The following is a 13263-nucleotide window of genomic DNA, read 5'->3' as shown; positions in this document are numbered from 1 at the left end:
TCTCCGTTGTATAAGCTTTCCTTAGGACTCGTTAAGAGGTCCCATTAACAGCTAATGAAAGGAGAATTCAAATGATAATGAGGATAAGCACTAGAACAGGAAGAAAAAGAACATCACTCCTTGTAATCCTTATGCTAACAATACTAGCCCCCATATCTGCAATGGGCACAACTGCCGTCAATAACAGCGGCAGTCTTACATTTGAGGCGACCAAAGAAATAGGCATAGAAAAAGCTAAGCTGCTCACTGAAACGTACGGCGCTACAAGTTTGCAATACGCACTCATCGATGATGGAGAAATTGTCATTTCAGGGCATGCTGGCAAAAACGATTTAAATGGCAATAGACCGCTTACTGCTAATACAATGTACGGTATAGGTTCTACGAGCAAAATGATGCTCACAGCGGCTGTTATGAAGCTTGTCGACGAAGGTAAGGTAGATTTGGATTTGCCCGTGGTGAACTATATATCTGATTTTACGATGAAAGACGACCGTTACAAACAAATTACACCTCGTATGCTCCTGAATCATTCCTCTGGCCTGCTAGGAACTTCGTCGCTAAATACATTTTTATATGACGATAACGATACGTATGCACACGATTCTTTGCTAGAGCATTTAGCCACTCAAAACTTAAAGGCTGATCCGGGAGCTTTTTCGGTTTATTGTAACGATGGTTTTACGTTAGCTGAGATTTTGATAGAGCGAGTGAGTGGCATGAGCTTCACCGCATTTATCAGCAAGTATTTGACAGAGCCTCTAGAAATGAGCCATACGAAAACGCCGCAGGATCTTGTAGATTCTTCGAAACTAGCGGGAATCTACTCCCCTGCCTATAACGGACAACTACCAGCAGAAAATACTAATATTATTGCTACTGGTGGCATTTATTCCACAGCTGAAGATCTCGTTAAATTCTCACAAATCTTCACAGGACAAGTTGATGATATTCTATCTCGTGAATCAGTAGTAGCCATGACACAAGATGAGTACAAAAGAGGCATGTGGCCTGTGGAAGCTGATCCATCTTTCGTCGCTTACGGGCTTGGCTGGGACAGTGTACGCTTGTTCCCATTCAGTGAATATGGCATCAAGGCACTTACGAAAGGTGGAGATACATTATCTTATCATTCTTCAATAGTTGTACTCCCGGAATACAACATGGCTGCGGCTGTTGTCTCTTCAGGAGGTCAAAGCTTATTAGATCAACTGTTAGCTAATGAAATTCTGCTTAGTGCACTTCAGGAAAAAGGGATTATTCATGAACAGAAGCCGAAAAAGTCCCATGGCGTGCCTATAAAGGCTGAAATGCCCCAGGAGTTATCGCAGCATGCAGGTATGTATGGTGGTATTTCAGGTGCGTTAATGAAGATAGAAATTAATTCTCTTGGTGAATTGTCTGTATCTATGCTTACGGCCCCTGATAACCCTATCCAAACGTATTCATATACAGCAGATGGTTCATTTGTAAACAAGGAAGGGACAGAAAAGATAAAGTTCATAGAGGAGAAAAATGGACACACCTATTTATGGTCCAGCTTGTATTTTAATGTACCGGGTCTTCCCCAAACAGCTGTCTCCGAGTATAAAGCTGAAAAGCTAGAAGCCAATATCTTAACGAAAGATATAGCTTCCATATGGGAGAAACGTGAAGGGGAAAAATATTATTTAATGAATGAAAAATATTCATCGATGCTCTACACTAATTCTGCACCAACTTTAACAATTGATACGATTAAAGATGTTCCAGGCTATTTGTTAACTAATAAAATTATTGGAGCAAACCAAGCAGTTAACCAACTACAAATCCCTGGCATGGCTGGTCGAGATACTATGGAAATTGAATTTTTCAAGAAAAATGGAGTAGAATATTTTACAGTAGCAGGAGGTTTATACGGTCATGAGGAGCTTGTAAAACCGCTCTACCCCGGCAAACAATCTGTCACAACGATCCAAGCAGACGGCCATGCTAAATGGTTTTCAGTACCAACAAATGCAAAAGAAAAAATCATGACAGTTAAAATGCCGTCCAAGGGCTCCTTTGCTGTATATGACCAAACAGGTAATTGCGTGAACTATACTGTGGTTAGTGGTATAAACGAAGTCTTATTACCAGAAAACGGTAGAGTTGTATTTGTAGGAGAAGTAGACGCCAAATTTGAGATTTCATTAAAAAAATAAATGTCCGCTTATCTAAAAAGCTGTCCTTCGGTCATGATTGACCGTATGGGACAGCTTTTTGGGAGGACTAAAAAAGGCCCAAACAATATTTAGCCAAAATTAACAGTCCCCTCGTGTGACGAGGCTGTCGACCGTCAAAACTGGTTTATGGCCTTCAGAACAACATATGCTCTCTATACAGTTTAATAATGATTGCGAATCAATGAACTACGTGCTACAATGTTGACACATACGCTAGCTCTATTTATATGTTCGAGCAAATTGCGTTATACAGGCGATGATGGGAAAAAAGTATCTGTTCCATTCAAGAGCGAGTAGAAGATGGTGAAAGTCTACATAGTAACAGAGAAAAGGCACTCCTTGAGCTAACTTTTTGAAAAGAGGTTTTAAACGTTTTGTTTAAAACAATCAGGGTGGAACCGCGGGTATTAGCACTCGTCCCTGGGCATACATTGTGCCCGGAGACGGGTGCTATTTTCATTTAGTCAACACTGAATGAAAAGCTTTAGCGTTTTACCGCTAAAAAGGTGAAAAATTTTGAAGGAGGCTATTTTATGGCTAACAAATCAATGGAAACAATTGTATCATTAGCAAAACACCGAGGCTTTGTCTTCCCAGGCTCAGAAATCTACGGTGGTCTAGCAAACACTTGGGATTACGGTCCACTTGGTGTTGAATTAAAAAACAATATTAAAAAAGCTTGGTGGCAAAAATTCGTTCAGGAATCAGAGCACAATGTCGGTATCGATGCTGCCATCTTAATGAACCCAAAAGCTTGGGTGGCTTCTGGTCACGTTGGGAACTTTAATGATCCAATGATCGACTGTAAATCATGTAAGGCTCGCCATCGCGCTGATAAAATCATTGAAGACGCAGCGTTAGCAAAAGGTGATGAAATCATTGTTGATGGTATGACATTCGATCAAATGAAAGAAACAATGATTAAATACGATGTAGTGTGCCCTGATTGTGGAAAAGCTGATTTCACAGATATTCGCCAATTTAACCTAATGTTTAAAACATTCCAAGGTGTAACAGAGTCTTCTACAAATGAGATTTTCTTACGTCCAGAAACAGCACAAGGTATTTTCGTAAACTTTAAAAATGTTCAACGCTCTATGCGTAAACGTACTCCATTTGGCATTGCACAAGTTGGTAAATCTTTCCGAAATGAAATTACACCAGGAAACTTTACTTTCCGTACACGTGAATTCGAACAAATGGAACTTGAATTCTTCTGTAAGCCAGGAGAGGATCTTGAATGGCACTCTTATTGGAAAGAATTCTGTAAAAATTGGTTATTAAACCTAGGCATGAAAGAAGATTCTATGCGTCTTCGTGATCACGAGGATGATGAGCTGTCTCACTACTCTAACGCGACAACGGATATCGAATTTAAATTCCCATTTGGCTGGGGAGAGCTTTGGGGTATCGCTGACCGTACAGATTATGATTTGAAACAACATATGGAGCATTCAGGTGAAGATTTCACTTATATTGATCCTGTTTCAAATGAACGTTATATTCCTTATTGTATTGAACCATCTTTAGGGGCTGACCGTGTGACATTAGCATTCCTATGCGATGCATATGATGAAGAGGAGTTGGAAGGTGACGATAAACGTACTGTTTTACGTTTCCACCCAGCAATTGCACCATTTAAAGCCGCTGTTCTACCTCTTTCTAAAAAATTATCTGATGAAGCTACAGACGTTTGGGCTGAACTTCGCAAAGCGTTCCCTGTTGATTTTGATGAATCACAATCAATCGGTAAACGTTACCGTCGCCAAGATGAAATCGGTACACCATTCTGTATCACATACGATTTTGACTCAAAAGAAGATGGCCAAGTGACAGTACGTCACCGCGATTCTATGACACAAGTTCGTATGCCAATTTCAGAAGTTAAAGCCTATATTGAAAAACATCTTCAATTTTAATAGTTACAATAATAAAGAGGGGGTTGCCATTACTGGCAACTCCCTCTTCTTATGCTTTGTAAGTTGAAAATAAACGCTCTTGCATTTTTTCCTCAAATGAAAACTTTTTCACACTCATACCGATTAAGCTAACAAGTAATTCCTCTATATCGGCTAATGAATAATAGAGAAAGGCTCCTTCCCGCATTGGACGAACTCGCTTTTCGACGGTTTGTTCATCTTCAATAAAATAAGCGACATTGACATCACAATGCCCCATTAGCTGTGTAATACGTTGATCATCACCTGGATTTATGAAGAAAGGCACAATTTTATCAATATACAGAATACTTTGCACAAGCTTAATGAAGAAGTTTTCACGAAGGGTTGTTTCTACTACTAGAATGGTCGTTTTTTCATGCTGATAATCCATATACAAAACGTTTAATTGTTCTTCTAATAATTTCTTTAAAATAGTAATTGAATTTCTATATTTCGTCATATCCGTTTGTATTTCTCTCGTTAACAGACGTAATATGCGAAAAGCTGGTAAAAATATTTTTAGGACAATTTCTTTTGGGTGTAAATGATCAATTAACTTACTAAAATGCATTCTTAGATTATTTTCGTCACATCTGATTAATTGCTCCACGAATAGGTTAAAAATCTCTTCAAAGCTATTGGCACGATAATCAATCATTTTGGCTATTTTAACACTATAGTTCAAGGGTAGGTTCATTGATGTTTGCTCATCCAGTAATTTCACCTTGGGCAAAGTAGGAAATAAATCGTAAACAAGCTCGACTTGTGCACTACGATTATCGGAGAGCATCACAACAGAGTTAACGGGATAGATGCCTAAACATTCTACAAATTTATTCATAAATTTTTCGTTATATAAATGCCGATCCTTGTATAAAACAGCTAAAGCATCCGTTGCTCCATAACCATCGTGATAAACTCGCTTAGACGTCATCGCGGAATACACATCAATAATTTGTAGCAACTGTACTCCTTCACTCATATCATCCGCACAAAGCTGATTAGGATAACCTTTCCCAGCAAAGCGCTCATGATGATCTCGCGCTAAATAGGCGATATCCTCCTCTTCATTTTCGATAAGAAGCTCATAGCCCTTTGTTGTGTGTGTTTTAACAATTTCAAACTCATCTTCCGAGAGCTTACGCTTTAAATTTAAAATTTCTTGGGGGATAAAGACCTTCCCAATATCATGGAACAAATAACCTCTTGCTAATGTTTCGATATCTGTTAACCCCAAATATCGAGCAAAAATGGTTCCTAATACAAATACATCAAATGAATGGACAAAAGAATACTCATCCCAGTCCTTTAAACGCATAAGTAACTCATAGCGATGTTTTTCTTCTAAAATTTTTTCGAAAACACCGCGAACATAAGCCGTATCTTGTATGCTTTTTAAAATTTGACCATAACGTAATTCATGGACAACATTCTCTAGAGTTGTCATAAAAAGTTGATGGACGGTTTCTTTATAGTCATCGATTGGATCTTTCTCCTCCATTAGTGGTGAAAATAAATCCTCGTATTCTCTCGTTCGCTGAGCACTTAAATCATGGACAATTCGAACCGAATCCGATGGTAGATAGACAGATAATTCATCTACTTTTCGAAGTTTAAGTAAAGCAATAATTCGCTCCGTTAAAACTAAATCCTTCTTAGCTAATAAACGATAATCTGAAAAGATATCTTCCGCTAAAATATCATCCGCTTCAACTTCACGAATACTTAAGGTTACTTTTCGTAGCATATTTTCTGCCACATACGCAATGTACCAAGCACTATGTGACTCCCTCCTTCTTCCATAGGACTGCGTTATTCTGATAAACGTATAAAAATACGCTTTGCTGATAGAGGCTTGTTTTCTATTTCATAGGCATGTCAGATCTATATTAAGTACATTTATTTCGACAGGGGATTAAACGACTAAGTTATATTAAAAAAATATAAATAAGAATATCTATATCACTTACAATATCATAGGTTAAAATACCTTTTCAACTAGTATATGGGACTCGAGTGATTAGTTTCTACTATTTATATATTGAAAACTACATAAAAATACAAGACTATTCTCACAATAAATCATTATTAGATAAATAATAAAACGAAAAATCAAGTTATATAGACTCATGAATAAAATCTACAATTTTAATATTTAATATAAAAAACTAAATTTATGTAAAAATTTTATTTTGTAAAAATTGAAATTTTATTCATTTACAACACAATTTAATAGGAACACCACGTTCAAGACTTCGACGTCACATTACCAATTACATCATACAAAGGTCTCTATTATCATTTAAAAAATTTCGATATAAGTTAGGTGTTAAAATTAGCATTAGCTATTACAGAAAGAATCATTAATTAGTCAATTTAGCAGGATTATCTGATGGCCATTTATGGTAATACTGCATCTGCTCAAATGGGATGAAAAGGAGGATATGTCAGAGGCTATCACCCTTCATCCCCTGGCTGAAGGGGCAGGTAAATTAGTGATAACTGGATTTTCGGATGATTCAGAGGACTTTTTAAAAATCTTTTTTTAAATGAAAATTTATAGATTATAAAAAAACCCCCTTAAAAGTTAGACCGATGTCTAACTTTTACGGGGCAGTTCAGTTAAGGTTCTTCTGGCTTTCCTTCGTTCACAGTGCGTATTTGTAATTCAGGGGTTCTCTCTAGCTGCTCGATAAACTTTCTCGTCTTAAAACGAATTCCAGTTTGTTCTTCATAGATTGTTGTTATAATTTTTTTTATAAAATATTTCGTTTCCTTTTTTAATTCAATTTTCCCAATTTGATCAATGGGAACTGTATAGAACATACGAATAAGCTTAAGTTGTGTCGGCGTTAAGCGAATAATATAGGGATCATGCTGATAACAGCGATGGCATAAAAACCCACCTTGTGCAAAGGAGAAAGCAAATTCCCCATCTACAGCTCCGCATGCGGCACAGGCGTGTAATATAGGCTGGACTCCTGTATAGGGTAGCATCTTCCATTCAGCAAAGAGTGTGATGGATTCAGGATCATAGCCATCCTCTATCGCTTGGAGTGCTTGCAGCAGGACATCAAAGGCGAAAGGCTCTGGTTTTCCCTCTTCTACGACCCGCTCCACAAGTTCCATAATATAGCTAGCATAGGCAGTGGCCATGATATCCTCACGAATATGGCGCATTGAATTCAAATGCTCCCCTTGTTGCAATGTCCCCATACCAGTATGGTGTTGCACCATAAACATGCCATATGTAAAAGGCTGTGTGACCGACGCTAATCTACTAGAAGGCTTTTTCGCACCTCTTGCCATGGTTGCTACCTTCCCTGCCTCTCGTGTAAGCAGTGTAACAATTTTATTGGATTCACCATAAGCCCGTACTTTTAAAACAATTCCTTCCCATTTATGAAGCATAGTCCCCCTCCTTTCCTATAAACTGTCCATGAAAATAGAGCTCTCCAAAATATTTTGGACAGCTCAAAGTAAAAGCTATATGACCGAGGGCATTCACACCGCCAATACTGTACACCTTAGTTTTTTGACGGTGTTACCCAAGTCAGCAAAGCTTATTAATATTCATCGTCTCGGAAGCCGAAATCACGTAAATGTGTTGATTTATTACGCCAATCTTTTTGGACTTTTACCCATAGTTCTAAATAGACTTTAGAACCTAATAGCATTTCGATATCCTTTCGTGCACGTGTCCCTACTTCTTTTAATAGGGCACCACGTTTACCAATGACAATACCTTTTTGTGAATCACGTTCAACCATTATAGTGGCTGAGACATGAATTTTATCATTGTTTTCCTCATCTCGACGGATTTTATCAATCACAACCGCAATAGAATGAGGAATTTCTTCGCGCGTTAAATGTAACACTTTTTCACGAATAAGCTCAGAAATGATGAAGCGCTCTGGATGATCCGTTACTTGGTCAGCTGGGTAATATTGTGGCCCCTCTGGTAAATACTTCGACAACGTGTCCAATAAGCTTTCTACATTATTGCCTTGTAACGCTGAGATAGGAATAATTTCAGCAAATTCATAACGTTCCTTATAGCTTTCGATAATTCCAAGTAATTCATCTGGATGAATCTGATCGATTTTATTAATAACAAGGAATACTGGCGTCGAATTTCCCGCCAACATTTCTAGAATAAATTCATCGCCTTTGCCAAGCTTCTGCTCAGCATTCACCATGAACAAAATCACGTCCACTTCGCGCAATGTATTTTTGGCAACCTTTAACATAAAATCACCAAGTTTATGTTTGGGCTTATGGATACCTGGTGTATCAATAAAAATCATTTGGCTATCTGTTGATGTCAGTACACCTTGTACTTTATTTCGTGTTGTTTGTGGTTTATCACTCATGATCGCAATTTTCTGGCCAATGACACGATTCAAAAATGTCGATTTACCAACATTGGGACGACCAATAATAGAGATAAAGCCTGACTTATAGCCACTTCTAGTTTCCAGCATTCTCTAAATCCTCCGTTGTAAATGCAAACGGTAATAATTCGCCCACTGACGTTACCGTAACATCACCTTTTAAATTCGTTAAATAAACAGGCATCGTCGGTGCGCAAAATTCCATCATCACCTGACGACATGCTCCACATGGTGCGCATGGGCCTTCTGTATCTGCAACAATAGCAATAGCCTCGAATTCATAAGTACCTTCTGACACAGCCTTAAAAAATGCTGTACGCTCAGCACAATTCGTCATACTATAGCCTGCATTTTCAATATTACAACCGTGAATAACTTCTCCGGCCTTCGTTAAAAGAGCTGCGCCTACTTTAAATTTTGAGTATGGAACATATGCTTTTTCACGCGCTTTTTTAGATTCCTCTAGTAATGCATGCATATCAATTGTCATCTATCATATTTCTCCCTCACGTTAATATAATACAGTTAATTTCTCATATCAGATGCTCACTTCGATTACAACCATTTTGGTAGGAAGATAAGTAATCCGATTATAGCACTGAATAGCGCAAATACAAGCACAGCACCTGCTGCGATATCTTTTGCCTGCTTGGCGAGTGGGTGGAGGTTCGGCGAAGCCAAATCCACTACTCTCTCAATAGCTGTATTGATCATTTCCAATGCAAACATAAGTGCTATTAATAGTAGCACAATATACCATTCCGTTCGAGACAAACCTGTAAAATAACCAGCCAGTATGACAATGACTGCACTCACAATATGTGATTTTAAATTTTGTTCTTTACTTGCAGTTATAATGCCTTCAAACGCATAGCCAAATGATCGCAAGTATTTACGCAAATCCATTTAATCTCGTCCTAAACCAAAAGTTTGTAGTATTTCATCTTGTTTTGTAAACATCACTTTTTCCTCTTCAGGCTCCATATGGTCATAACCGAGTAAATGTAAAAAGCCATGGACAGCTAAAAAACCTAATTCTCTTTCAAAGGAGTGATTGTATTCCTCAGCCTGCTCTTTTGCACGATCTGTTGAAATAATAATATCGCCTAGTATACGGGGCATTCCTTCGAAAGTTACAGCCATTTCACCTTCACCTAGCTCCTCCAATGCAAAGGAAATAACATCGGTTGGTTGATCTTTCCCACGATACTCGCGGTTTATATCTTGAATCGTGCCATTTGTGACAAACGTGACAGAAACCTCTGTTTCTGGCTCGATATTTTCTACACTCGCTGCATGCTGCAAAAGCTTTTCTACAAGCTCTGTATGCTGTGCTGCAACTTCATTTGTTTCATCAGTAAAATCAATTGTTAAAATCATAGATCCTCCTACTTATCTGCCTTAGGATACTCAATACGTGAATGGAAAATTCCGTTCAATGTTTCGCAAAGTACTCTCTCTATACATTTTAACTCTTTTATTGAAATATCGCATTCATCAAACTGGTTATCTTGTACTCGATCGTCAATGATAGCTCTTACTAGCTTATGAATTTTCTCAGAATTCGGCTCTTTCATTGACCGTACTGCTGCCTCTACACTATCTGCCACACTTATCACCGCTGCTTCCTTCGTTTGCGGTTTTGGGCCAGGATATCTAAACGTAGCCTCATCAAAGGATTTCCCTTGCTCTTTCGCTTTAAACAAGAAAAATTTTAACAAACTTGTCCCATGATGCTGCAACGCAATATCAATAATTTCCTGAGGCATTTTATAGCGTCTTAACATGTCTGCTCCATCAGTTGTATGAGCAATGATAATTTCTGCACTTGTTTCAGGAGGCAATGAATCGTGCGGATTAATGCCTGACATCTGATTTTCAATGAAGAAAGCTGGTCTCTTTGTTTTTCCGATATCATGATAGTAGCACCCTACACGCGCTAGTAACCCATCTGCTCCTATTTCTTCGCAGGCAGCTTCAGCTAAGTTTGCGACCATCACACTATGATGATATGTTCCTGGTGCTTCCATTAGTAATTTTTTTAATAATGGATGATTTGGATTGGATAGCTCAATTAATCGCAAGGATGATAATAAACTAAATGCCGACTCAAAGAATGGTAAAAGACCCATTGTCAACGCTCCAGAAAGCAATGCAGATAACATAGCCGCAACAAAGTAAAACACTAGTTCTGGTAAACCATAGGATGATTGTGTCATTAATAAATAGAAGGCGATAAAAGCCATATTTACAAGAGAGATAACCGCAACTGCCTGTAAAATATGGGACCGCTTCTCAACACTACGTAAAAAGAATAAACTTGCAAACCCTCCGAAAATGATATAAAGCGTAATTTCCATTTGCATAACGGATGAATAGCCTTCTTGAAAAATAACGCCAGCTGAAGCAGCAGTCATAACTGTAACAAGCACTGCTGCTTTATCATCTGCCAATAGACGGACAAGCATCGTAGCCAATGCTGTTGGGAAAAGGAAGGCAATGGTCACATCAAATCCGCCAGAAACTAAGCTAATAAATTTCATTAGCAAGATGGACAAACTATAAACAATCACTGTTACCAATAATGCATTTCGTTTTTTTCGTTCGTTAGCCTCCCAACGCTCGAATAAAATATACATAAACACCATTTGGAGCAGTGTTAAAATTATGAGTCCTGCAATTGGTTTTAAGGAAGCTTGATTACTGATCATCCCTAAAAGCTCTAATTGTCGAAATGCCTCTTTATCAATAATCTGGCCTTCCTGCACAATAATTTGACCTTGTAAAATTCTTGTAGGCTCTACACTTTCCTTCGCTTGTTCTTTTCTTATTTTCGTTTGTTCTTCGTTAACGGTTTCATTTTCAATGATGCTTGTACGGCCAATTAAAACAACCGTATTGAATATTTTATCTGGATACCCTCTTTGTCCTCGAATTTTCGTCTCAAAGTCATTTTGAGCAACAAAGACATTTTCAGGTCGAATGGATTTTTGTAAGTATTCCTCTACCGTTTTGGATAATTGGATACTTGTTCTATTTAAATCCTCATCGCTCTGCACTAAAAGTCCTTCTAGCTGTGAATCCGTAAAGATGAGTGGCATTTGATCTTCATCGAGCGATTCAAATTTTTTGCGCAGCTGCCCTACTTGATCGGCAATTGCAATTGGTTCCTTACTATTTGCCACATCCTTTTTTACCTCAAGTACATAATCAAATAACGATGTGACAATCGCTGCTCTTTGCTTGGCGACATCCTCCGAAAATTGATAGACCGGGCCTACTGCAGTTGCGGCTTTTTCCCGCTCTTGCTGTGTCTTGTAGGTATCTTCTATTGTTTTAGTAGATCGTACGGTTTCAGGGGCTAACTGTAAAGGTTTGAAATCATATGTAACTCCTTTAACATTGCCATACATCAATCCAAATTGTAGGCATCCTGTTAAAATGAGAATGATGATAATAAAATAGCGAAAACCGATAAGCTCTGTAAATTTTCGAAGTTGTTTCTCCATCTGGCACCTCCTCTATCTACCTTCTATCATACCAATTCAACATACATTTTTCTCGAAAAATGTATAAGAAAGCAAAAAACAGCTATACAAATTCGTATAGCTGTCACATTTTTTTCCATATTTTAATCATTCACATTTACAGGGCAGAATTTTTTAACCCTGTTGCCCCTGTCACTTCGCTTTCGGGGCAGATTTTTTTAAACACGTTGCCCCTGTCGCTTCGCTTTCGGGGCACACTTTAGAATGGCTTTGCCATTCTAAAGTTGCTGTTCTTCGTAGGCTTGGATGATTTTAGCTACTATTGGGTGACGGACAACATCCCCCTGTTCTAGCACTTGGAAATGGATTGATTTCACATATTTTAATGTACGTTCTGCTACGATTAAGCCAGACTCCGTATTTTTAGGCAAATCGATTTGTGTTTTATCACCTGTAATTACCATTTTCGAACCAAAGCCTAATCGTGTTAAAAACATTTTCATTTGTTGATGAGTAGTATTTTGTGCTTCATCTAAAATTACGAAAGCATCATCTAATGTACGGCCACGCATATAAGCCAATGGTGCAATTTCAATCGTTCCTCGTTCAATTAATCGTTGGGTCTGTTCAGACCCGTAGATGTCGTTTAAGGCGTCATAGAGAGGTCTTAAATAAGGATCTACCTTTTCCTTTAAATCACCAGGAAGGAAGCCTAGAGACTCTCCTGCTTCAACAGCGGGACGAGTTAAAATAATGCGCTTGACATGCCCATTTTTAAGTGCCTGCGTTGCCATGACTACCGCTAAATACGTTTTCCCAGTACCGGCTGGACCAATACCAAAAACAACGTCTTTATGACGGATTGCTTGTATGTATTCTCGTTGACCAATTGTTTTTGCACGAATTGGTTTACCTTTTGTCGTGCGTGCTATTTCTTCATCATAAAGTTCTGCGAAATATTCAATGGTACCTTTTTGAGTCATTTCAATAGCTGTAGATACATCACGTTGATCAATATTAATACCTTTGCGAATGACCTTCAATAATGCATGCAGCAGATATGTTGCCTGTTCCTTAGCACTTTCTTCACCCGCAAGTTGAATTTGTTCACCACGGGTAATGATATGAACATTAAGTGCTTCCTCAACCAGCTTCATATTTGCATCGGAAATTCCGAGTAGCATAACCGCTTCGTTTGGATTATCCACTTGTAATACAGTTAACTGTTCTGACATAA

Annotated in this window: 11 protein-coding genes; 3 read left to right on the top strand and 8 right to left on the bottom strand. The window is 38.2% G+C overall.

The features are described 5' to 3' along the window. The first annotated feature begins 131 nt into the window (after window positions 1-131). Both KVT27_RS14310 and KVT27_RS14305 read left to right on the top strand, forming a co-directional pair. Window positions 132-2183, top strand: coding sequence for a serine hydrolase domain-containing protein (locus KVT27_RS14310; RefSeq protein WP_254636147.1), 2052 nt, complete (start codon window positions 132-134; stop codon window positions 2181-2183). Window positions 2184-2737: 554 nt separating this feature from the next. Continuing rightward, entirely contained in the window at window positions 2738-4123 is a 1386-nt protein-coding gene (locus tag KVT27_RS14305) for a glycine--tRNA ligase (RefSeq protein WP_036127174.1), read from the top strand. A 49-nt stretch (window positions 4124-4172) separates the two neighbouring features. Here the strand turns inward: KVT27_RS14305 and KVT27_RS14300 are convergent, their stop codons facing one another. Then, complete coding sequence (locus KVT27_RS14300; protein WP_235213920.1) at window positions 4173-5903, bottom strand: HD-GYP domain-containing protein; 1731 nt, start codon at window positions 5901-5903, stop codon at window positions 4173-4175. 643 nt (window positions 5904-6546) lie between these two features. On the opposite strand from KVT27_RS14300, the gene KVT27_RS14295 reads away from it, so the two are divergent. Then, entirely contained in the window at window positions 6547-6693 is a 147-nt protein-coding gene (locus tag KVT27_RS14295) for a hypothetical protein (RefSeq protein WP_217581493.1), read from the top strand. 73 nt (window positions 6694-6766) lie between these two features. Here the strand turns inward: KVT27_RS14295 and recO are convergent, their stop codons facing one another. The 7 genes from recO to KVT27_RS14260 form a co-directional block, all read right to left on the bottom strand. Beyond that, window positions 6767-7555: a DNA repair protein RecO gene (gene recO / locus KVT27_RS14290; protein ID WP_036149119.1), complete on the bottom strand. Its 789-nt coding sequence runs from the start codon at window positions 7553-7555 to the stop codon at window positions 6767-6769. Between the two features lie 155 nt (window positions 7556-7710). Further along, window positions 7711-8628, bottom strand: a complete 918-nt coding sequence (gene era / locus KVT27_RS14285; protein ID WP_025114286.1) for a GTPase Era — start codon at window positions 8626-8628, stop codon at window positions 7711-7713. Further along, on the bottom strand, window positions 8615-9028 hold the full coding sequence (locus tag KVT27_RS14280) for a cytidine deaminase (protein ID WP_008179431.1): 414 nt from the start codon (window positions 9026-9028) through the stop codon (window positions 8615-8617). The genes era and KVT27_RS14280 overlap by 14 nt, the downstream gene beginning before the upstream one ends. Before the next feature lie 65 nt (window positions 9029-9093). Further along, window positions 9094-9444 (bottom strand): diacylglycerol kinase family protein, encoded by a 351-nt coding sequence (locus KVT27_RS14275; protein WP_036127179.1) that lies wholly within the window; start codon window positions 9442-9444, stop codon window positions 9094-9096. Next, on the bottom strand, window positions 9445-9918 hold the full coding sequence (gene ybeY / locus KVT27_RS14270; RefSeq protein ID WP_036127181.1) for an rRNA maturation RNase YbeY: 474 nt from the start codon (window positions 9916-9918) through the stop codon (window positions 9445-9447). It abuts the gene before it with no gap. An 8-nt stretch (window positions 9919-9926) separates the two neighbouring features. After that, window positions 9927-12047 (bottom strand): HD family phosphohydrolase, encoded by a 2121-nt coding sequence (locus tag KVT27_RS14265; protein WP_036149121.1) that lies wholly within the window; start codon window positions 12045-12047, stop codon window positions 9927-9929. A gap of 257 nt (window positions 12048-12304) precedes the next feature. Then, complete coding sequence (locus KVT27_RS14260; protein ID WP_008179439.1) at window positions 12305-13261, bottom strand: PhoH family protein; 957 nt, start codon at window positions 13259-13261, stop codon at window positions 12305-12307. Between the last annotated feature and the right edge of the window lie 2 nt (window positions 13262-13263).

The sequence above is a fragment of the Lysinibacillus sp. GbtcB16 genome, from assembly GCF_019091145.1.
In the GTDB taxonomy this organism is placed as follows: domain Bacteria; phylum Bacillota; class Bacilli; order Bacillales_A; family Planococcaceae; genus Lysinibacillus; species Lysinibacillus fusiformis.
This window is presented reverse-complemented; position numbering and strand designations above follow the sequence as displayed.

Bases quoted from the DNA above. Each gene is read 5' to 3' on its own strand.
- KVT27_RS14310 (WP_254636147.1), top strand. From the start codon at position 132: ATGCTAACAATACTAGCCCCCATATCTGCAATGGGCACAACTGCCGTC.
- KVT27_RS14305 (WP_036127174.1), top strand. From the start codon at position 2,738: ATGGCTAACAAATCAATGGAAACAATTGTATCATTAGCAAAACACCGA.
- KVT27_RS14295 (WP_217581493.1), top strand. From the start codon at position 6,547: ATGGTAATACTGCATCTGCTCAAATGGGATGAAAAGGAGGATATGTCA.
- recO (WP_036149119.1), bottom strand. From the start codon at position 7,555: ATGCTTCATAAATGGGAAGGAATTGTTTTAAAAGTACGGGCTTATGGT.
- era (WP_025114286.1), bottom strand. From the start codon at position 8,628: ATGCTGGAAACTAGAAGTGGCTATAAGTCAGGCTTTATCTCTATTATT.
- KVT27_RS14280 (WP_008179431.1), bottom strand. From the start codon at position 9,028: ATGACAATTGATATGCATGCATTACTAGAGGAATCTAAAAAAGCGCGT.
- KVT27_RS14275 (WP_036127179.1), bottom strand. From the start codon at position 9,444: ATGGATTTGCGTAAATACTTGCGATCATTTGGCTATGCGTTTGAAGGC.
- ybeY (WP_036127181.1), bottom strand. From the start codon at position 9,918: ATGATTTTAACAATTGATTTTACTGATGAAACAAATGAAGTTGCAGCA.
- KVT27_RS14265 (WP_036149121.1), bottom strand. From the start codon at position 12,047: ATGGAGAAACAACTTCGAAAATTTACAGAGCTTATCGGTTTTCGCTAT.
- KVT27_RS14260 (WP_008179439.1), bottom strand. From the start codon at position 13,261: ATGTCAGAACAGTTAACTGTATTACAAGTGGATAATCCAAACGAAGCG.